Source organism: Microbacterium stercoris, assembly GCF_017592545.1.
Taxonomy (GTDB): domain Bacteria; phylum Actinomycetota; class Actinomycetes; order Actinomycetales; family Microbacteriaceae; genus Microbacterium; species Microbacterium stercoris.
On sequence record NZ_JAGFOA010000001.1, the window covers coordinates 271,989 to 291,256 of the forward strand.

General features: G+C 70.4%; 17 protein-coding genes. 10 read left to right on the forward strand and 7 right to left on the reverse strand.

Features of this window, described 5'->3' with window-relative positions; genetic code table 11:
* Positions 1 to 64 precede the first annotated feature (64 nt).
* Positions 65 to 1,018: an NADP-dependent oxidoreductase gene (locus J5V96_RS01240; RefSeq protein WP_208499745.1), complete on the reverse strand. Its 954-nt coding sequence runs from the start codon at positions 1,016 to 1,018 to the stop codon at positions 65 to 67.
* Complete coding sequence (locus J5V96_RS01245) at positions 1,015 to 1,653, reverse strand: HD domain-containing protein (RefSeq protein ID WP_208499748.1); 639 nt, start codon at positions 1,651 to 1,653, stop codon at positions 1,015 to 1,017. Before J5V96_RS01245 ends, J5V96_RS01240 begins: the two co-directional genes overlap by 4 nt.
* A 102-nt stretch (positions 1,654 to 1,755) precedes the next feature.
* On the opposite strand from J5V96_RS01245, the gene J5V96_RS01250 reads away from it, so the two are divergent.
* The 3 genes from J5V96_RS01250 to rsmI are packed head-to-tail and all read left to right on the forward strand — an operon-like array spanning position 1,756 to position 5,171.
* The gene (locus J5V96_RS01250; protein ID WP_208499758.1) at positions 1,756 to 2,748 is read left to right on the forward strand and encodes a GlxA family transcriptional regulator; all 993 of its coding nucleotides are present in this window, start codon (positions 1,756 to 1,758) and stop codon (positions 2,746 to 2,748) included.
* 41 nt (positions 2,749 to 2,789) lie between these two features.
* Positions 2,790 to 4,322: a dolichyl-phosphate-mannose--protein mannosyltransferase gene (locus J5V96_RS01255; protein ID WP_208499766.1), complete on the forward strand. Its 1,533-nt coding sequence runs from the start codon at positions 2,790 to 2,792 to the stop codon at positions 4,320 to 4,322.
* 30 nt (positions 4,323 to 4,352) lie between these two features.
* Positions 4,353 to 5,171 (forward strand): 16S rRNA (cytidine(1402)-2'-O)-methyltransferase, encoded by an 819-nt coding sequence (gene rsmI, locus J5V96_RS01260; protein ID WP_208499769.1) that lies wholly within the window; start codon positions 4,353 to 4,355, stop codon positions 5,169 to 5,171.
* Positions 5,172 to 5,206: 35 nt separating this feature from the next.
* Here rsmI and J5V96_RS01265 read toward each other — a convergent pair whose 3' ends face one another.
* Positions 5,207 to 5,908: a FadR/GntR family transcriptional regulator gene (locus J5V96_RS01265; RefSeq protein WP_208499771.1), complete on the reverse strand. Its 702-nt coding sequence runs from the start codon at positions 5,906 to 5,908 to the stop codon at positions 5,207 to 5,209.
* Between the two features lie 114 nt (positions 5,909 to 6,022).
* Here J5V96_RS01265 and J5V96_RS01270 point away from each other — a divergent pair, with 114 nt between their 5' ends.
* The 6 genes from J5V96_RS01270 (at position 6,023) to J5V96_RS01295 (ending at position 13,403) form a co-directional block, all read left to right on the forward strand.
* Complete coding sequence (locus J5V96_RS01270) at positions 6,023 to 7,405, forward strand: GntP family permease (protein ID WP_208499772.1); 1,383 nt, start codon at positions 6,023 to 6,025, stop codon at positions 7,403 to 7,405.
* Positions 7,406 to 7,451: 46 nt separating this feature from the next.
* Positions 7,452 to 8,957, forward strand: coding sequence for a gluconokinase (locus J5V96_RS01275; RefSeq protein WP_307793135.1), 1,506 nt, complete (start codon positions 7,452 to 7,454; stop codon positions 8,955 to 8,957).
* A 31-nt stretch (positions 8,958 to 8,988) separates the two neighbouring features.
* Complete coding sequence (gene metG, locus J5V96_RS01280; RefSeq protein WP_208499778.1) at positions 8,989 to 10,572, forward strand: methionine--tRNA ligase; 1,584 nt, start codon at positions 8,989 to 8,991, stop codon at positions 10,570 to 10,572.
* The gene (locus J5V96_RS01285) at positions 10,569 to 11,468 is read left to right on the forward strand and encodes a TatD family hydrolase (protein WP_208499779.1); all 900 of its coding nucleotides are present in this window, start codon (positions 10,569 to 10,571) and stop codon (positions 11,466 to 11,468) included. Before metG ends, J5V96_RS01285 begins: the two co-directional genes overlap by 4 nt.
* A gap of 25 nt (positions 11,469 to 11,493) precedes the next feature.
* Positions 11,494 to 12,336 carry a 16S rRNA (adenine(1518)-N(6)/adenine(1519)-N(6))-dimethyltransferase RsmA gene (gene rsmA, locus J5V96_RS01290; RefSeq protein ID WP_208499780.1) on the forward strand — a complete coding sequence of 281 codons (843 nt, stop codon included), beginning with the start codon at positions 11,494 to 11,496 and terminating at the stop codon, positions 12,334 to 12,336.
* Between the two features lie 128 nt (positions 12,337 to 12,464).
* Positions 12,465 to 13,403: a 4-(cytidine 5'-diphospho)-2-C-methyl-D-erythritol kinase gene (locus tag J5V96_RS01295; RefSeq protein ID WP_208499781.1), complete on the forward strand. Its 939-nt coding sequence runs from the start codon at positions 12,465 to 12,467 to the stop codon at positions 13,401 to 13,403.
* Between the two features lie 15 nt (positions 13,404 to 13,418).
* Here the strand turns inward: J5V96_RS01295 and J5V96_RS01300 are convergent, their stop codons facing one another.
* The 4 genes from J5V96_RS01300 to J5V96_RS01315 form a co-directional block, all read right to left on the reverse strand.
* Positions 13,419 to 14,387, reverse strand: coding sequence for a glycoside hydrolase family 43 protein (locus tag J5V96_RS01300; protein ID WP_208499783.1), 969 nt, complete (start codon positions 14,385 to 14,387; stop codon positions 13,419 to 13,421).
* Positions 14,387 to 15,349, reverse strand: a complete 963-nt coding sequence (locus J5V96_RS01305) for a carbohydrate ABC transporter permease (protein ID WP_372439926.1) — start codon at positions 15,347 to 15,349, stop codon at positions 14,387 to 14,389. The genes J5V96_RS01300 and J5V96_RS01305 overlap by 1 nt, the downstream gene beginning before the upstream one ends.
* Positions 15,349 to 16,287: an ABC transporter permease gene (locus J5V96_RS01310; protein WP_208499784.1), complete on the reverse strand. Its 939-nt coding sequence runs from the start codon at positions 16,285 to 16,287 to the stop codon at positions 15,349 to 15,351. Before J5V96_RS01310 ends, J5V96_RS01305 begins: the two co-directional genes overlap by 1 nt.
* A 72-nt stretch (positions 16,288 to 16,359) precedes the next feature.
* Positions 16,360 to 18,027 (reverse strand): ABC transporter substrate-binding protein, encoded by a 1,668-nt coding sequence (locus J5V96_RS01315; protein WP_208499786.1) that lies wholly within the window; start codon positions 18,025 to 18,027, stop codon positions 16,360 to 16,362.
* Between the two features lie 208 nt (positions 18,028 to 18,235).
* Here J5V96_RS01315 and J5V96_RS01320 point away from each other — a divergent pair, with 208 nt between their 5' ends.
* Positions 18,236 to 19,252: a LacI family DNA-binding transcriptional regulator gene (locus J5V96_RS01320; RefSeq protein WP_236014354.1), complete on the forward strand. Its 1,017-nt coding sequence runs from the start codon at positions 18,236 to 18,238 to the stop codon at positions 19,250 to 19,252.
* The last annotated feature ends 16 nt before the right edge of the window (positions 19,253 to 19,268 follow it).

Here is a 19,268-nt window from a genome sequence, read left to right on the forward strand (position 1 = left end):
GGCACCTGACCCGCACACCACAGCGCCCCGGCCGCCACGGACGGGGCGCTGTGGTGTGCCGGGGTCAGTCCGCCCGCGGAAGCAGCACGGTCTTGCCCGGCGCCGCCGGCCGGTCGTCGCGGTCATACGCGGCGCGCCCCGCAGCCAGCGGCATCCGGCGCGCGATGGCGATGTGCAAGCGTCCCTCGGCGAGCACCCCGGCGAGGTCCGCGAGCGCCTGCGCTTCGGCATGCACGATGAAGAACCGGGCGTCGACGCGGTACGCGTCAGCGAGCTCGGCCGACGGTGGCTCTTGCAGGGTGATCACCCGACCGCCCTCGCGCACCGCGCGGTACATCCACTCGGGAGTCCCGGCGCCCACGGTGTCGATCGAGGCGTCGAAAGCCGCCGAGGCGAGCGCCTCCGGCTCGTCGCCGATGAGTGCCGCCGCGGCCCCCAGATCGAAGGCGCGCGCGGCGGACTGCTCCCTGCGCACGGTCGCCGTGACCTCGATGCCTCGCTGGGCGGCGAGCTGGATGATGAGCATCCCGACCGCACCGCTGCCTCCGCGCACGAGCAGTCGCCCGCCCGGTGGGACGTCCAGGTGCGCGCTCAGTGCCTCCCACGCCGTCAGGCCCGGCAGCACAGCCGCGGCCGCCACCTCGTCTGCGACGCCCGCGGGCAGCACGGCGAGCGAGGACACGGGCACCACCGTGTACTCCGCTGCGGCCCCGTCGCGGTCGAAGGGCACGAGCCCGTAGACGCGATCACCCACGGCCAGGCCGCGCACGTCGTCGCCGATCGCCGCGACGGTGCCGGCGAACTCGTGCGACGGGATGATCGGGGTGCGATCCTGGCCGTTCGACTCCCAGGTCTCGGGCCATGTCAGCTCGTCGAGGGTCACCGCCGCCGCGGTGACGCGCACGAGCACCTCGTCGGGGCCGCGCAGCGCCGGCACGGGTGCCGTCTCGAGCACCAGCTGCTCGGCGCCGCCGCGTGCGTGCGCGCGCAGCGCCGTCATCTCGGTCGCGGCGGTCATCGCGTCCACCCCGAGTGCAGCACGCGCTCGATCAGATCGGGCTGTGGGACATCCGGTGAGAAACGCGACAGCACGTCGGCGTTGATCGTTCCGTACGCGGTCTCCGGGCGGTGGCGGATGCCCTCGTGCAGCGCGTGCAGGAATCCGGTCTCGAACTCCTCGCGCGGATGCGCGGCGAGGATCTCGGCTCGCGCCGCGGCCGGGACATCCTGCAGACCGAGGCCGACGACATCCGTCACGATCCCGGCGTGAGTGAGCGCGATCTCGGGAGCCAGCCGGTCCGGGATGCCCGGGGTGGTGTGGAGGGCGATCGCCATCCAGACGGTCTCGATCTCGGCGTCGGAGGCGCCGTGCTCGCGCAGGAAGGCACGGGCATGGTCAGCGCCGTCGAGCTCGAAGCGCTGGGGCGTCGCGCCGGCCGGCTGCGAGAGACCGATGTCGTGGAAGAGCGATGCGATATAGAGCAGCTCGTGGTCGACCGGGGTGCCGAGCCGCCGCGCGTGGAGCGCGGCGAACAGAAAAGTGCGGCGGGAATGGTGGAAGAGCAGCGGGCTGACGGCCTCGGAGACCTTCCGCGCGGCGGCGTTCGCAATCGCGGAGTCCGGGATCGCGACGCCTGCGATGATCTCAGTCATGGGTGCTTCGCTTTCTGGGCGGTGGATGGGGGACGGATCGTCCTGCTTCCACACTCCACCCCCGCCGCGGACCGGCGCCGCCCGACGGCGGCCGGGAATCACATGATTCCGGACATCGCCCGCGCCCCGCATCGAGTGGCGATCCTGGTGTTCGACGGCGTGAAGCTGCTCGACGTCGCCGGCCCCGCCGACGCGTTCTCGGAGGCCAATCGGCTTGGTGCCGCCTACCAGGTGGAGCTCGTCTCGCCGGATGGCGCCGACGTCGTCACCTCGTCCGGAATCGCGCTCTCCGTGCGCCGGGCGGCGTCCGAGGTGACGGACGCGCAGACGGTGCTCATCGCCGGCGGCGACGTGTACCCGCGCACCGAGGTGCCCGCGTCGCTGTCAGCAGCCGCGGCCTCGCTCGCCGGGCGGGCGTCCCGCGTGGCCTCCATCTGCACCGGGGCGTTCGTTCTCGCGGCCGCGGGTGCGCTCGACGGCAAGCGCGCCACGACGCACTGGCGCGTCGCCTCGACACTCGCGTCGCGGCACCCGGCGGTGACCGTCGAGCCCGACGCGATCTGGATCCGCGACGGCAGCACGTATTCGTCGGCCGGGGTGACAGCCGGCATCGACCTGGCTCTCGCGCTGATCCAGGCCGATCATGGCGCCGAGCTGACCCGCGACGTCGCGCGGCTGCTGGTTGTCTATCTCCAACGCGCCGGAGGGCAGTCGCAGTTCTCCGTGCCACTCGCCGGCGATCCGCCGAGGACCCCCGCGCTGCGGCGTGTGGTCGAGATGATCACGGCCGATCCGACCGCCGACTTCTCGGCGTCGGCTCTGTCGACGCGACTCAATGTGAGCGCTCGTCACCTCAGCCGCCTGTTTCACGAGGAGCTCGCGACGACCCCGGCCCGCTATGTCGAGTCGGTGCGATTCGACATCGCCCGGGCGCTGCTGGCGCAGGGCCACACGGCGACCGAAGCGGCCGACCTGGCCGGCTTCCCGAGCTACGAGTCGCTGCGCCGCGTCTTCACGCGGGAACTGCGGATCTCCCCGGCCGCGTACCAGCGGCGGTTCCGCAGCGCGCTCCGCGAGGGCGAGTCCTCGCCGTGATCAGGATGAGCGGCACCTGCACGCGCCCATAAGCTGACCCGGTGAGGATCGCCCTGAGTCGCGTCTTGAGCTCGCCGCGCACCGAGTGGATCGCGCCCCTCGCGCTGACCTTCGTCGCGGCGCTGGTGCGCTTCATCGGCCTCGGGCACCCGCAGGAGCTGGTCTTCGACGAGACCTACTACGTCAAGGACGCCTGGACGCTGCTCCACCTCGGCTACGAGGCGACCTGGCCCGAGAACGCCAACGCGCAGTTCGCCGCCGGGAACACGGGGGTCTTCGCGACCGACGCGGCCTACGTTGTGCATCCGCCGCTCGGCAAGTGGCTGATCGCGTTGGGGCTCGCGCTCTTCGGCGCCGAGAACGCGTTCGGATGGCGATTCTCGGCCGCGTTGTTCGGCACGCTTCTCGTGCCGCTTGTGTACCTGATCACGCGCCGGCTGTCCGGATCGATCGGGGTCGCGCTGATCGCGGGAGGACTGCTCGCGATCGACGGGCTCGCCGTCGCGCTCAGCAGGGTGAGCCTGCTCGACGGCTTCCTCACGTTCTTCATCGTGCTGGCCTTCTGGTTCCTGCTGATCGATCGCGACCGCACCGGTCGGCTGATCGCCGAGAGCGAGCGCTCCGCGGGCGCCGTCGTCTGGAACCGGCCGTGGATCCTTGCCGCCGGCGCGTCCCTCGGTGCCGCCTGCGCAATCAAGTGGTCGGGCCTGTACGTGCTCGCCGGGGTCGGCGTCTACCTCGTCGTCTGGGACGCGCTCCAGCGGCGCAGGTCGGGCTCGCGCGAGTGGTACGCCGCCGCACTGCTGAAGCAGGCGCCGGTGACGTTCCTGCAGCTCGTGCCGATCGTGTTCGTCGTGTATCTCGTGTCCTGGACGGGCTGGCTGGTGACCAGCGGCGGCTACGACCGAGGATCGGATCCGAACCCCCTCCTCGCGCTGTGGAACTACCACCGCTCGATGTACCAGTTCCACGTCGGGCTGGGGACGAGCCACCCGTATGCGAGCCCCGCGTGGCAGTGGCCGTTCCTCACGCGGCCCACCGCGATGTGGCTGAACCGGCCCGAGGCGGGCACGGCGACCTGCGGCTGGGCAGGCGACTGCATCGCCGTGATCGGAAGCCACGCGAACCCGATCGCCTGGTACGGCGCCTGGGCCGCGGTGATTCTCGCGATCGTGCTGCTGATCCGGCGCCGGGCGGGGCGACTGACGTTCCCGTTCGCTCTCGCGCTCCTGGGTCTCGCGCTGACCTGGGGGCCCTGGCTGCTCTACCCGGAGCGCACGATCTTCCAGTTCTACACGGTGACGATGCTGCCCTTCCTGCTCATCCTGCTCGCCCTGGCGCTCGGCTGGCTGGCGCGCGAGCGTGAGCCGCTGGTGCTCGAGGGCGCCACGGTCTCCGAGAGGGCGTACGTCACCCGTCATGCGGCGACCGCGACCCGCGCGTGGCGCACATCTGTGGGCGTCTTCCTGCTGATCGCGGTGGTGGTGGGGCTGTTCTTCCTGCCGCTCGCCACCGGCCTGCTGCAGCCGTACGCGCTCTGGTACGCGCACATGTGGGTGCCCGGCTGGATCTGACGCGAGCCGCCCTCTCGATACGCTGAAGCCGTGATCATCCTCGCGGCGACGCCCATCGGCAATCTCGGAGACGCGTCCCGCCGGCTCATCGAGGTGCTCGAGTCGGCGACGGTCGTCGCGGCCGAGGACACCCGCACGACCCAGCGCTTGCTCGCCGCGCTCGGCATCGACAACCGCCCGCGTCTCATCGCGATGCACGACCACAACGAGCGCCAGAAGGCGGCCGAGCTCGTCGAGCTCGCCCGGGATCAGGATCTCGTGGTGCTGAGCGACGCCGGCATGCCGACCGTCAGCGATCCGGGATACGGCCTGGTCGCGGCGGCGGCCGAAGCGGGTGTGCAGGTCACGGCGATCCCCGGGCCGAGCGCCGTGCTGACGGCGCTCGCGGTCTCGGGCCTGCCGACCGACCGCTTCACCTTCGAGGGCTTCGTCGCCCGCAAGCCCGGAGACCGCCGCCGGGCGTTCGCCGCGCTCGCCGCGGAGCCGCGCACGATGGTGTTCTTCGAGGCGCCCACCCGCGTGGCGCAGACCCTCGCCGACATGGCGGGGGCCTTCGGCGCGGATCGCCGCGCCGCGGTCGCGCGCGAGCTCACGAAGCTGTACGAGGAGGTCGCGCGCGGCACCCTCGCGGAGCTCACCGCGTGGGCCGAGGAGGGTGTGCGCGGCGAGCTGGTCATCGTCGTGGCGGGCGCCGTCGCGCGCGAGGTGTCGGCTGACGACGCGCTCGCGCAGGTGCAGGCGCTCGTCGCCTCGGGCGTGCGCCTGAAGGATGCGGCCGCAGAGGTCGCGGCGCACTCGGGACTGTCCTCGCGCGACCTGTACCAGGCGGCCCTCGCCGCGAGGTCGTGACGCGCAGGGGCTGACGCCGTCGCGCCCGCGGCGGGTCAGGCGGGGGAGGCCTCGGCGATCTCGCTCCACACGCCCAGCAGGTGCGCGCGCGAGAGGCGCTCGGCGTCATCCGGCTCGCCCGCGGCGATCGCGAGCGCGACCGAGAGGTGCTCGTCGAGGGTTCCGGGGGCGGGCACCCGCGGGTGAAGCCCCAGTCGGGTGCGGCCGCGCAGCTCCTCGCTCACGGGCCCCTCCAGGGCGGCGAGCTGAGGGTTGCCGGATGCCCGCAGCAGCGCGCGGTGGAAGTCGACGTCGGCCTCCATGAACTCGTCGGAGTCGGCACGACCCGTGAGCCCCAGATCGCGCAGGCGCTCGGCCAGCGCGCGCAGCTCGTCGCGCTGCGCAGGCGTCGCGCGCGTCGCGGCGAGACGGGCGGCCGTGGGCTCGACGGCCACACGCAGCTCCATCAGCGCCTCGAGCTGCTGCCGTCGGCCGGGGCCCGCGAGATTCCAGCGGATCACCGCCGGCGCGAGCGCATCCCACTGCTCTCGCGGCTGCACGGTGATGCCCACGCGGCGCCGCGAGGTGAGGATCCCCAGGCTCTCGAGCACCCGCACGGCCTCCCGCACGACGGTGCGCGAGGCGCCGTGCTCGGCTTCGAGCTGGGCGAGGGTGAGGACGTCGCCGGGTGCGAGCGCCCCTGCCGCGGCGCGGCGCCCGATGGCGTCGAGCACGTCGCCGTGCATCCCCTGAACCATGCGACTCTCCTTCGGGCCCGAATGGTGATACTTTATCTCCCCGATAAGTACTACCTTTCGCGGATGTCGTGGATGACAACCCGCGTCCATCTCGATTTCAACGGAGAAACCCCCATGGAAGACTGGACCCAGACGCTCGGGGCGGGGCCGCTGCTCGGCATCGCTGCCGCCGCCGTCGCCCTGATCCTGTTCCTCGTCATCAAGGTGAGGCTGCACGCCTTCCTCGTGCTGATCGTGGTCTCGCTGCTCACGGCGCTCGCCACCGGCCTGCCGATGGGCGTGCTGGTGAACGACGTGCTGGTCGCCAACTTCGGCGGCACGCTCGGCAGCGTCGCGCTGCTGATCGGTCTCGGCGCGATCCTTGGCCGCCTCATCGAGTCGAGCGGCGGCGCGAAGGTGCTCGCCGACGGGATGGTCCGCATCTTCGGCGAGAAGCGCGCGGCGTTCGCGCTCGGCCTCACCTCGCTGATCCTGGGCTTCCCGATCTTCTTCGATGCGGGTCTCGTCGTGATGCTGCCGATCATCTTCGCGGTTGCCCGGCGCATCGGCGGCAAGAACCTGCTGCTGTTCGGCATCAGCGGCGCCGCGGCGTTCTCGGTGATGCACGTGTTCCTGCCGCCGCACCCCGGGCCGGTCTCGGCGACCGAGCTCTTCAAGGCCGACCTCGGCGTGGTCATGCTGCTCGGTCTCGTCGTCGCCTTCCCGGCCTGGTACCTGTCGGGCTACCTGTGGGGCAAGTTCGTCAACTCGCGCTACCCGATGATCGTCCCGGCGCTGTTCGGCGCCGCCGATGAGGATCAGCCCAAGAACCCGCCGAAGGCGAGCACGGTCATCCTGATCCTGCTGCTGCCGCTGGTGCTGATCTTCCTCAACACCGGTCTGAACGCGCTCTCCTCGATCAAGGTCGTCGACAAGACCGAGACCTGGGTGCAGGCACTGATGCTCATCGGCACCTCGCCGGTCGCGCTGCTCATCACCGCGCTCGTCGCGCTCCTCGTGCTCGGCAAGTTCCGCGGCGAGAACGGATCGGCGCTCGAGAAGCTCGTCGAGAACACGCTCGGCACGGTGGCGTCGGTCATTCTCATCACCGGCGCCGGCGGCATGTTCGGCGGTGTGCTGCGTGCCTCCGGCATCGGCGCGGCGCTGTCCGAGACGCTGGACGGCCTCGGTCTGCCGCTCATCTTCGCGGCGTACCTGGTCGCGGTCGCGCTGCGCGTGGCACAGGGCTCGGCCACTGTCGCGCTCGTCACGACCGCGGGTCTGCTCTCGCCGGCGGTCATCGCGGGCGGCTACAGCGTCATCGACACGGCCGCCATCACGCTCGCCGCGGCGGCGGGCTCGGTGTTCGCCAGCCACGTGAACGACTCCGGCTTCTGGCTCGTGGGCCGCCTGATGGGAATGGACGTCAAGACCACCCTGAAGACCTGGACCGTGCAGCAGGCGATCGAATCGGTCGTCGGCTTCGTGATCGTGCTCGCGATCTTCGCGATCTTCTGATCCGGCATACCATCCGCTGAAGACCAGAGAGAACGAGGCGCAGGCTGTGACAGCACGGGATGTCGTGATCGGCGTGGACATGGGCACCACCGCCACCAAGGTGGTCGCCTACCGGCCGGACGGCGCGCTGATCGCGAAGTGGCAGCGCGGCTATCCGCTGGAGGAGCCGCAGCCGGGCCACGCCGAGCAGGATCCGCAGCTGATCCTGGCCGCCGTGCTCGCGGGCGTCGCGGCTGTGGCCGCCGAGATCGGCCACGACCGCGTCGCCGGCCTGTCCTTCTCCACGGCGCTGCACAGCCTGATGGCGCTCGACGCCGACCTGCATCCGATCACCCCGGTCATCACGTGGGCCGACACCCGCGCCACCGCGCAGGCCGAGCGGATCCGTGCGGCGACGGGCGGCCTCGCGCTGCACCGCCGCACGGGCACGCCCGTGCATCCGATGTCGCCGCTGACGAAGCTCGCCTGGATCCGCGAACAGGATCCGGATCTCCACGCGCGTGCGTCGCGGTGGGTCGGCATCAAGGACTGGGTGCAGCTGCGGCTGACCGGCTCGCTCGTCACCGATCACTCGGTGGCGTCGGCGTCGGGCCTGATGGACATCCACCGGCTCGAATGGGATGCTGAGGCCCTGGAGATCGCGGGGATCACCGCCGATCAGCTGCCCGTGCTCGTGCGCACGACGGACGTGCTGCCGGGGCTCACGATCGAGACGGCCGCGGTGACGGGTCTGGCGGCATCCACGCCCGTGGTCGTGGGCGCCGGAGACGGCCCGCTGGCCAACCTCGGCGTCGGCGCGGTGCGCCCCGGCGTCGCCGCCTGCTCCATCGGCACGTCGGGCGCCCTGCGCGTGGCCGTGGATCGACCCGCGGTCGATCCGGCCGGAGGCGTGTTCTGCTACGCGCTCACCGAGGACCGCTGGGTGATCGGCGGCGCGATCAACAACGGCGGCGTGGCCCTCGAATGGCTGCGGGGAGAGATCGGATCCGACACCCCGACCGCCCTGCTGCTCGACGAGGCCGCGAGGACGCCCGTCGGCGCGGGCGGGCTGCTGATGCTGCCGCACCTGCTGGGCGAGCGCGCCCCGCGGTGGGCCGGCGGAGCCCGCGGCGCCTACATCGGCCTCACCCGCTCGCACCACCGCGGCCACCTCGTGCGCGCCGCGGTCGAGGGCGTGGCGATGCAGCTCGCGCTCGTCCTCGGCGCGATGCGCGGGGCCGGGTTCGACATCCACGAGATCCGCGCCACGGGCGGCGTGATGCAGCACCCGCTGTGGCCGACGACCCTCGCCGGCGCGTTCGCGACGCCCCTCGCGCTGCTCGACGACGGGGAGGGATCCGGGTTCGGCGCGGCACTGCTCGGCATGAAGGCCCTCGGGCTCATCGACTCGCTCGACGCGGCCGCCGACCTCGTGGAGGTGCGGACGCGGCTCGACCCGGATCCCGCGTCGTCGCAGACGTACGCGGCCCTGATCCCGCTGTTCGGCGGGCTCGCCGACACGCTGGCGCCCGCCAACCGCGTCCTGCGCGATCTGAACCTGCCGCTCGCGTAATGCCCCCAGGTCGCCCGCCTAGGATTGCAGGGTGACTTCCGGCCGTTCGTTCTACATCACCACGCCGATCTACTACCCCTCGGACGTGCCCCACATCGGGCACGGCTACACGACGGTGGCAGCGGACACGCTCGCGCGCTGGCACCGCCAGGCGGGCGACGACACGTGGATGCTGACCGGCACCGACGAGCACGGCCAGAAGATGATGCGCGCCGCCGCGGCCAACGGCCTGACGCCGCAGCAGTGGGCCGACAAGCTCGTGAACGAGGAGTGGCAGCCGCTGCTCGAGACCCTCGATGTCGCCAACGACGACTTCATCCGCACGACGCAGCCGCGCCACGAGGCATCGGTGCAGCGCTTCCTGCAGGACGTCTACGACCGCGGCCACATCTACGCGGGCGAGTACGAGGCGCTGTACTGCGTCGGCTGCGAGGAGTTCAAGCCGGCCTCCGAGATCGTCGACGGCACCGGCCCCTTCGAGGGGCTCAAGGTCTGCGCGATCCACTCGAAGCCGCTCGAGCTGCTGCAGGAGAAGAACTACTTCTTCAAGCTCAGCGACTTCCAGGAGCGACTGCTGCAGCTCTACCGCGACCGCCCCGACTTCGTGCAGCCCGAGTCGGCGCGCAACGAGGTCGTCGCCTTCGTGCAGCAGGGCCTGCAGGATCTGTCGATCTCGCGTTCGGCCTTCGACTGGGGCATCCCGGTGCCGTGGGACGAGTCGCACGTCATCTACGTGTGGTTCGACGCCCTCCTCAACTACGCCACGGCCGTCGGGTATGGCGCCGACGACGAGAACTTCGCGCGTCGCTGGCCGGCCCGCCACATCGTGGGCAAGGACATCCTGCGCTTCCACGCCGTCATCTGGCCCGCCATGCTGATGGCAGCGGGCATCGACGTGCCGCACAACGTGTTCGCGCACGGCTGGCTGCTGGTCGGCGGCGAGAAGATGTCGAAGTCGAAGCTCACGGGCATCGCTCCGCACGCCATCACCGACGTGTTCGGATCCGACGCCTACCGTTTCTACTTCCTGTCGGCGATCGCCTTCGGCCAGGACGGCTCGTTCTCGTGGGAGGACCTGTCGGCCCGGTACCAGGCGGAGCTCGCCAACGGATTCGGCAACCTCGCCTCGCGCACGATCGCCATGATCGGCAAGTACTTCGGCGGATCCGTGCCCGAGCCGGGGGAGTACACCGAGAGCGACCTGGCGATCCAGAAGGTCGTGGCCGACGCCGCCGCGTCCGCCGATGAGGCGATCGACCGCTTCCGCATCGACGAGGCGATCCGCAGCATCTGGACCATCGTCGACGAGCTCAACGGCTACATCACGGTGAACGAGCCCTGGGCGCTGGCGAAGGACGACGCGCAGCGCGAGCGCCTGGCGACCGTGCTCTACACGTGCGCCGAGGCGCTGCGTGCGCTCGCTGTGCTGCTGTCTCCCGTGATGCCGCAGGCGACCGCCAAGCTGTGGGCCGCGCTCGGCACGGAGGGCTCGCTCGGTGCGCTGGCGGATCAGCCCGTGCGCGACACCGGCCGCTGGGGTCAGCTGCCCGCGGGCACCGTCACCCAGGCGCTGCAGCCCCTGTTCCCGCGCATCGAGCAGGCCGACGGATCGTGACCGAGGCACAGGTCCCCGAGACCTACGTCCGCGAGCGGCCTCGGGAGGGACGCAAGGAGCTGCGGTATCCCGAGGCTCCCGCGCCCCTGGCGATCCCGGTCTACGACAACCACTGCCACCTCGAGATCACCGACGGCGACGACCCGCTCACCCTCACGGAGCACCTGGATCGCGCCGCCGATGTCGGCATCGCCGGCGTGGTGCAGGCCTCCGGCGACATCGATTCCTCGCGCTGGGCGGTCGCGGCGGCCGAGGCCGACTCGCGGGTGCTCGCGGCCGTGGCGATCCACCCGAACGACGCGCCCGTGTACGACCAGGCGGGGCGCCTCGACGAGGCCATCGCGGTCATGGACGAACTCGCCGCGCACCCGCGGGTGCGCGCGATCGGCGAGACCGGACTCGACTACTTCCGCACGGGCGAGGACGGGCGCGAGGCCCAGCACCGCTCCTTCGAGGCGCACATCGATCTCGCCAAGAAGCACGGCATCGCCCTGCAGATCCACGACCGCGACGCGCATCGGGACGTGCTCGACACCCTCCGCCGCGTGGGCGCTCCCGAGCGCACGGTGTTCCACTGCTTCTCGGGCGATGCGGACATGGCGCGCGAGGCCGCCGACAACGACTACTTCCTGTCGTTCGCGGGCAACGTGACGTTCAAGAACGCGCAGAACCTGCGCGATGCGCTCGCGGTGACGCCGCGCCACCGGATCCTCGTCGAGACGGATGCGCCGTTCCTCACGCCCGTGCCGCACCGCGGCCGCCCGAACGCCCCCTACCTCGTGCCGATGACGGTGCGCTTCATGGCCGACGAGCTCGGCGTCGAGGTCGACGAGCTGTGCGCGCAGATCGCCGCGAACACCCTCGCCGTGTACGGCGACTTCGGCCAGAGCGCCTGACGCGCACGCCTGAGAGAGAAGAACCATGGTCACCCTGCTCGGCCCCACCGAGATCCGCTCGCTCGCGGCATCCCTCGATGTCACCCCCACCAAGAAGCTGGGGCAGAACTTCGTGGTCGACGCCAACACGGTGCGCAAGATCGTGTCGGTCGCGGGCGTCCAGGCGACCGACCGCGTCGTCGAGGTGGGACCGGGCCTCGGATCCCTCACGCTCGCGATCCTGGAGACGGGAGCGAGCGTCACGGCGGTCGAGATCGATCACCGCCTCGCCGAGCGCCTGCCCACCACGGCCGCAGAGCACGGCGTGCCGGACGGCGCGCTCACGGTCGTCGACGCCGATGCGCTGCGCGTGACCGAGCTGCCCGGCGACCCCACCGTGCTGGTGGCCAACCTGCCCTACAACGTGTCGGTTCCGGTGCTGCTGCACTTCATGGAGACGTTCCCGTTCCTCGACCGCGGCGTCGTGATGGTGCAGGCCGAGGTGGGGGAGCGCCTCGCGGCCCCTCCCGGCAGCAAGGTCTACGGCGCCCCGAGCGCGAAGGCGGCCTGGTACGGCCGCTGGCGCCTGGCGGGCGTCGTCTCGCGTCAGGTGTTCTGGCCCGTGCCGAACGTCGACAGCGTGCTCGTCGGCTTCCAGCGCGACGCGGAGCCGCGCGGCACGGAGGACGAGCGCCGCGCCACCTTCCAGATCATCGACGCCGCGTTCCAGCAGCGCCGCAAGATGCTGCGCCAGGCCCTGGCCGGTGTGCTGGGCGGCACGGCCGCCGGGGCCTCGGAGATCCTCGAGGCGGCGGGTGTGAAGCCGACGGCGCGCGGCGAGGAGCTGGGCATCGACGATTTCGTGCGGATCGCGCGCGCCATCCGGTGATCTGCGGGCACCCGTCGAAACATTTCGCTCGGGCCGCCGCCGTGGTCTTGAGGCCCTCTCGGCATAGGTAGCCTGGGGATCGTGATCTCCGCCACAAGCGCCACCGATCTGCCCGACAGGACCGCCGCATGACGTTCGCGGAGGAGATCCCGTCGGTGCGCGTGCGCGCTCCGGGGAAGATCAATGTCTACCTCGAGGTCGGCGCGCTCCAGGACGACGGATATCACGAGCTGGCGACCGCCTTCCAGGCGGTGTCGCTGTACGAGGACGTGGTCGCGACCATGGCCGACACGTTCAGCCTGACGGTCACGGGCGCGGACGGCGTCGACCTCGACGGTGTGCCCACCGACGACCGTAATCTCGCGCTGAAGGCCGCGCTGCTGCTCGCCGACGCCACGGGCTACGAGGGCGGCGTGCACCTCGACATCCACAAGCAGGTGCCGGTCGCCGGCGGCATGGGAGGCGGATCGGCGGACGCCGCCGCCGCGCTGCTCGCCTGCGACGCGCTGTGGGACACGCGCCTGACGCACCAGGAGCTGCACCGGCTCGCCGCCCAGCTCGGCGCCGACGTGCCTTTCGCTCTCAAGGGCGGCACGGCCGTCGGCACGGGCCGGGGCGACGTGCTCAACCCGGCGCTGGCGCGCGGACGCTTCGACTGGGTGCTCGTCACGAGCGAGGAGGGCGTCTCGACCCCGAAGGTCTACGGGGAGCTCGACCTGCACCGCGAGCGCCACAAGGTCGACATCGGACCGGTCGCCCAGACGCCGTCGGTCGACGTGGAGGTGCTGCACGCGCTGCGAGCGGGCGACGCCGACATGCTCGCCGCGTCGCTGCGCAACGACCTGCAGGTGGCGACCCTGCGTCTGCGCCCCGATCTGGCCGCCGTGCTCGAACTCGGCGAGGCCTCCGGCGCGCTGGCGGGCATCGTCTCCGGATCGGGCCCGACCCTCGCGTTCCTCTGCGCCTCTCCCGAGCACGCGCTCGAGCTCAGCACCGACCTGCAGCGGGCCGGCCACGCCTCGCTGCACGTGCACGGCCCGGTGCCGGGCGCCCGCATCGTCGGCTGACGCCCGGCGCGCCCGTCAGCCCCAGCGCTCCCGCAGCGCGCTGTACTCGTGGCGCCGCAGCGGCAGCACCGCCCCGTGCTTGGTGTTCGGCGGCAGGTCGAAGGCGTCATCCGGAACCGGCTCCCACCGACCCGATGCCGGATCGTCCGACGTCAGCGCGTGGTACCCCTGCGGCATGCGCGAGTACTGGTCGACCCAGAGATACCAGCGCTCGGGCTCGCCGGCCCGGGGGTGCGCGCGGAAGACCAGCGGCCCTTCGACGTGCTCGGCGATGTGCTGGCCGATGCCCCGCGCGACCGTCGTGTAGTCGTCGCTCTCGAGCCCGCCGCCCACCTGCTGGAAGATCCGCCAGGAACCCGGGTATGCGTCATCCTGCTTCGCGAAGCGCATGACGCGCCCGTCGTCGAGCAGCGCGATCGTCAGGTCGATCACGCCGCCCGGGCGCTCGAGCACGATCCGCGGCTCGGTGAAGGTGCGGAAGTCGCGCGTGCGCGACGCCAGGATGCAGGCCGGGCCCGTCGCCCCGGTCGAGTCGCCGGCGTCGGCGGGCAGACCGGAGGCCCAGTGCACGAGGAACTCCCCGGTCGAGGAATCGAGCACGCTCTCCGGCGCCCACGCCATGCCGGCGCCCTCGGGGGCCACGGTGACCGCCCGGGGGGTGCTCCACGTCACGAGGTCGGGGGAGTCCCACACCACCAGATCGCGACTGCCCCGGTGACGGTAGGCGCCCCAGTCGGGGCCCTCCGGACGCCAGACGCGCAGGTCGGTGGCGATGAGGTGGAAGCCCTCCGGCCCGCGCACGATGTGCGGATCGCGCACCCCGCCCGTGCCCGACGTCCACTCGAGCACCGGCTCGCCTCCGTTCATCCGCTCCCACGCGAGCGGATCGTCCCCCCGGGACAGCGAGAAGAAGATCTTCTCGCTGTGCCCGGAGGGATCCTCGACGAAGTGGACGAGGAGGTATCCGAAGCCGTCGTCGCTCATCAGCCCTTGACCGCGCCGAGCATCACGCCCGAGACGAAGTGACGCTGCACGAACGGGTAGATGGCGAGGATGGGGATGATCGCCAGCACCATCGTGACGGCCCGGACGTTGTCCTTGATCGCCGCCGAGGTCGTGCCCACGGCCGCCGCGCTCTCCGCCGTGGTGGTCGTCGCGCCGGCGATGAGGTTGCGCAGGTGGAGCGAGAGCGGATAGAGGTCCGTCTGATCCAGATACAGGAACGCGCTGAACCAGTCGTTCCAGAACTGCACGGAGTAGAACAGCGTCATCGTCGCGAGAACGGGCTTGGACAGCGGCAGGGCGATCCGGGTGAAGATGCCCCACCAGCCGAGACCGTCGATGCGCGCGGCCTCCTCGAGCTCGCGCGGGAGGCTCTCGAAGAACGACTTCATCACGAGGAGATTGAACACCGACATGGCGCCGGGCAGGATGACGGCCCACATCGTGTTCTTCAGCTCGAGCGATGAGATCAGCACGTAATTCGGGATGATGCCGCCGTTGAAGAACATCGTGAACACCGCGATGCCGATGATCACGTTGCGTCCGCGCAGGTGCTCGCGGCTCATCACGTACGCCAGCAGCGTGGTGAGCACCATCGCCACGAGCGTGCCCACCACCGTGTACAGCACCGTGTTGCCGTAGCTGCGCCAGAAGTGCACGTCGTTCGTGACCGCGTGATAGGTGTCGAGGTTGAAGCCGACCGGCAGCAGGTTCACCAGACCGGCCTTGATCGCCCCGCTGGAGGAGAACGACTGGGCGATCAGCGTGACGAACGGGTAGAGCGTGACCGCGCAGATGATCACCAGCGCGATCGCGTTGACGGTGAGATACGTCCGGTATCCCCTCGACTCCTGGGGGAGGCGCCCGCGGGGGCGGGGCTTTCCCGTCAGGATCGTCTCCGTGCGCGGATCGGTGCGCACCTCTACGGGCGCGGGGTTCAGGATCACCACAGGCTTGCTCCAACCGTTCGGCGCGAGATCAGGTTCGCGGACAGCACCATCACGAGCCCGATGCACGCCTGGAACAGGCCGATCGCGGCGGCGTAGCTGAGATTGTTCGACACGAGGCCGACGCGGTACAGGTAGGTCGAGATGACATCGGCCGTCTGGTAGGTGAGCGGCGTGTAGAGCAGCAGCACCTTCTCGAAGCCGACGTTGAGGAACGTGCCGATGTTCAGGATCAGCAGGGTGATCATGGTCGGCCGGATGCCCGGCAGCGTCACATGCCAGGTCTGGCGCAGGCGATTGGCGCCGTCGATGCGCGCCGCCTCGTAGAGCGAGTCGTCGATGGTCGTGAGGGCCGCGAGGTAGAGGATCGTGCCCCATCCGACCGTCTGCCAGACCTCGGATCCGACGTAGATCGTGCGGAACCACTCGGGCTTCTGCAGGAAGGGGATCTTCTCACCGCCCATCGCGGTGATGATCTGGTTGACGGTGCCCTCGAGCGAGAGCAGCTGCATCACGATGCCGACGACGATGACCACCGAGAGGAAGTGCGGCAGGTACGTGATCGACTGCACGATCGTCTTGAACGCCCTCTTGCGCACCTCGTTCAGCATCAGGGCGAGGATGATCGGCAGCGGGAAGCAGACGATGAGCGTGAGGGCGCCGAGGATGGCCGTGTTCGCGAACACGTGCCAGAAGGTCGGGTCAGACAGGAACATGCTGACGTAGCGCAGGCCGACCCACTCCTCGCCGAGGATGCTTCCGCCGGGGCGGAAGCGGCGGAAGGCGATGACGTTTCCGATCATGGGCACGTAGCGGAAGATGACGAGGTACACGATCGGCACAAGGGCCATCGCGTACAGCACGCCGTCGTGGCGGAGCGTTCGGCTCCACGGCACCTGCGCTCTGCGGCGCTCGGTGCGGGTGAGGGATGTCATGGGTGCGTCTCCGTTCGCGAGAGGACCCGGTGGGGCCGATCGCTCCGCCCCACCGGATCCTCGTCGGGATGATCAGCCGTTGTTCTCGGCCCAGCGCTGGGACGCGCCGTTGATCAGGTCGAGGTAGCCCTGGAGGTTCTTGCCCTCGAGCTCGGAGACGAACGCATCCCACTCGGAGAGCGGGCGCTCGCCCATGATGAACTTCAGCGTGTTCGTGTCGACGTGGTCCTTGAGCGGGGTCGACAGAAGCGAGGCCTGCTCCAGCTCGCTCTCGTTCAGCGGTGCCGGCGGGAACGGATCGCGCGGGGTGCGGTCGGTCAGCACGGAGTCGATGTACTCGACGAAGGCGGGCACGTTGTACGACTCCTTGAGCGCGCGCGACTCGGTGGATCCGGTCAGCGGGTCATTCGAGAAGCCGAGGTCCTTCTGGATGTCGGTCTTGCCGTCCGGGTTGATGTTGAAGGCGTCGAGCGAGTACTCGGGGTTCAGCGTGTAGGTGTCGCCGTCCTTCGTGTAGGTCTCGCCCTCGATGCCCCAGCGCAGCATGTCGCGGGCCTCCGGGCTGTAGTACAGCCAGTCGAGGAACTGCAGCATCGCGATGAAGTTCGGGCTCTCCTCCGCCTCCTTCGTCAGCATGAAGCCGTTCCAGAAGTTGCGGGGCTCGACGAGCTGACCGGCCGGGCCGCCCGGGGGAGCGATCTGGAGCACCTCGTAGTCGGTGACGCCGGCCGCATCGAGCGCCGTGTTGAACTCCTGCACGGTGCCGTTCGCGCCGGAGGCGACGAAGACCTTCTCGGACGCGAGCTTCTCGGTGACGGTGCTGCCGCCCTCGACGGCCGCCGTGAACGACTCGGTGTCCAGCAGGCGGTCGGCGACGAGCCCGTGGAAGTACTCGACCATCTCCTTGTAGCCGTCGTTGGTGGCGGCGTACTCGAACTCGCCGGCGTCCTCGTTCCAGAACGTGCCGTTTCCGAAGCCCCACCCGGCGACGGTGCCGAAGGCGTGCGCCGCGTAGTTCAGCATCGACTGGCCCTCGAAGCCGTCGGCCAGCGGCGCGCTGTCGGGGTACTTCGCCTTGATCTTCTCGAGGACCGTGCGCAGCTCATCCCACGTCTGGGGGATCTCCTCGCCGACCTCCTCCACCACGTCCTTGCGGACCAGCAGGGTGAACGTCGGGACCGAGACCTCCTGGAGGCCGGGCATCATGTAGTACTTGCCGTCGTCCTGGCGGAGGTTGTCGACCATGTCGCGCAGGTCCCATTCCTCCACGTACTTCTGGAAGTTGGGCATGTAGTCCTCGTAGTCGCTGAGGGCGACGACGGCCCCGGTCGCGGCGAACTGCTTCTCCTCGCCGGTGTAGACGAGGGGGATGATCTGCGGCGCGTCTCCCGCGCTGATGAGGAGGCTGCGCTTCTCGGTGGCGTCGCTGAAGGGGATGTTGGTCAGATCCAGGTGCACGTTCGTGCGCTTCTCGATCTCGTCGAAGACCTGCCACGACTCGGTGATGGGCACCTCGGGCCAGTCGGTCCACAGGAGCGAGAAGTCGATCGGCTCGGTCGCCTTGAACGTCGTGTCCGCCTTGTAGTCCTTCATGGACGCCGCGGTGTTGTCGGCGCCCGCGGCCTCGTCGCCGCCGGACCCGCCGGCGGTGCAGCCCGAGAGGGCGAGGGTGCCTGCCACGGCGAGCGCGATGGCCGCTCGCCCGAATCGGCGCGGCGCGCGCGTGGTGATCCTCTTCATGTCTCTCCTTCGAGAACCGTCCGATCGTCATCGACCGGACGTCGCTGTGCATGGTGGCGAGGGGTGACGCGCCTCCGATGCGGGGGGATTTTAACGTCAAACTAAATCGTTATCGGTGGGGCGTCAAGAGGCAGTTTTATCGATATAGTTCGAGCACTCCGACGCCGGGTCGGCGGATCGTGCGCGATGACCGCGTGCGGATGGGAGGATGCAGACGGGAGGAAAGCCGATGGTCACGATGTCCGACGTCGCGCGCGCCGCCGGGGTGTCCACCATGACCGTGTCCAACGTGCTCAACGAACGCCGACCCGTCGCGCCGGCGACGCGCGAGCGCGTGCTCGCCAGCGTCGAGAGCCTCGGCTACGAGATGAACCAGACCGCGCGCAACCTGCGCGCGGGACGCACGGGGACGATCGCGCTGATCGTGCCCAGCTTCTTCGACTACTACAGCGAGCTCGCCGACGCCGTGGCGCGCGAGGTCGAGCCGCGCGGCAGCCACCTGGTGCTCGAGCGCACCGCCGCGACGGCCGAGCACGAGATGGCCTCGGTCAGCGGCGCCCGCCTGCAGCTGTACGACGGCGTGATCATGTCCTCGGTGGGGCTGGACCGCGAGCAGCTCGACCGCATCCGCCGTCCGAAGCCGATCGTGCTTCTCGGCGAGCGGGACGTGCCCGAGAGGTTCGATCACGTGCGCCTCGCCAACGAGGACGGCGCGCGGATGGCCACCGCCCACATGATCGAGCGCGGATCGCGACGGATCCTCGCCCTCGGTGCGACGCCGGGGGACGGGCACGCGATGACGACCGATCGACGCGTGGGATGGGAGCAGGCGCTCCGCGACGCCGGCCTTCCGGCCGACGAGCGCTACGTCGTGCCCATCGGCGACTACTCGTTCGAGAACGCACGCGCGGCCATGCTGTCGATCATCGATTCGGGGCTGCCCGTCGACGGCGTCTTCGCCATGACCGATGTGATCGCCATCGCCGCCCTCGGCGCCCTGCACGAGCGCGGCCTCCGGGTGCCGGACGACGTGCAGGTGGCGGGCTTCGACGACCTCAAGGTCGGCCGCTTCCTGCCCCCGGCGCTGACCTCGATCGATCCGGGCCATGAGGCGGTCGCCCGCGAGGCGGTGCGCCTGCTGCACCGCCGGATGGATGATCCCGAGGTCGCCGCCGAGCACGTCAGCGTGCCGGTGACCCTCTCGGTGCGCGGCACCACGCGCTAATCCGACGACCCTTTCC

Bases quoted from the DNA above. Each gene is read 5' to 3' on its own strand.
- J5V96_RS01265 (WP_208499771.1), bottom strand. From the start codon at position 5,908: ATGGTTCAGGGGATGCACGGCGACGTGCTCGACGCCATCGGGCGCCGC.
- J5V96_RS01240 (WP_208499745.1), bottom strand. From the start codon at position 1,018: ATGACCGCCGCGACCGAGATGACGGCGCTGCGCGCGCACGCACGCGGC.
- J5V96_RS01295 (WP_208499781.1), top strand. From the start codon at position 12,465: ATGACGTTCGCGGAGGAGATCCCGTCGGTGCGCGTGCGCGCTCCGGGG.
- J5V96_RS01245 (WP_208499748.1), bottom strand. From the start codon at position 1,653: ATGACTGAGATCATCGCAGGCGTCGCGATCCCGGACTCCGCGATTGCG.
- J5V96_RS01320 (WP_236014354.1), top strand. From the start codon at position 18,236: ATGCAGACGGGAGGAAAGCCGATGGTCACGATGTCCGACGTCGCGCGC.
- rsmA (WP_208499780.1), top strand. From the start codon at position 11,494: ATGGTCACCCTGCTCGGCCCCACCGAGATCCGCTCGCTCGCGGCATCC.
- J5V96_RS01310 (WP_208499784.1), bottom strand. From the start codon at position 16,287: ATGACATCCCTCACCCGCACCGAGCGCCGCAGAGCGCAGGTGCCGTGG.
- J5V96_RS01300 (WP_208499783.1), bottom strand. From the start codon at position 14,387: ATGAGCGACGACGGCTTCGGATACCTCCTCGTCCACTTCGTCGAGGAT.
- J5V96_RS01270 (WP_208499772.1), top strand. From the start codon at position 6,023: ATGGAAGACTGGACCCAGACGCTCGGGGCGGGGCCGCTGCTCGGCATC.
- J5V96_RS01250 (WP_208499758.1), top strand. From the start codon at position 1,756: ATGATTCCGGACATCGCCCGCGCCCCGCATCGAGTGGCGATCCTGGTG.
- J5V96_RS01315 (WP_208499786.1), bottom strand. From the start codon at position 18,027: ATGAAGAGGATCACCACGCGCGCGCCGCGCCGATTCGGGCGAGCGGCC.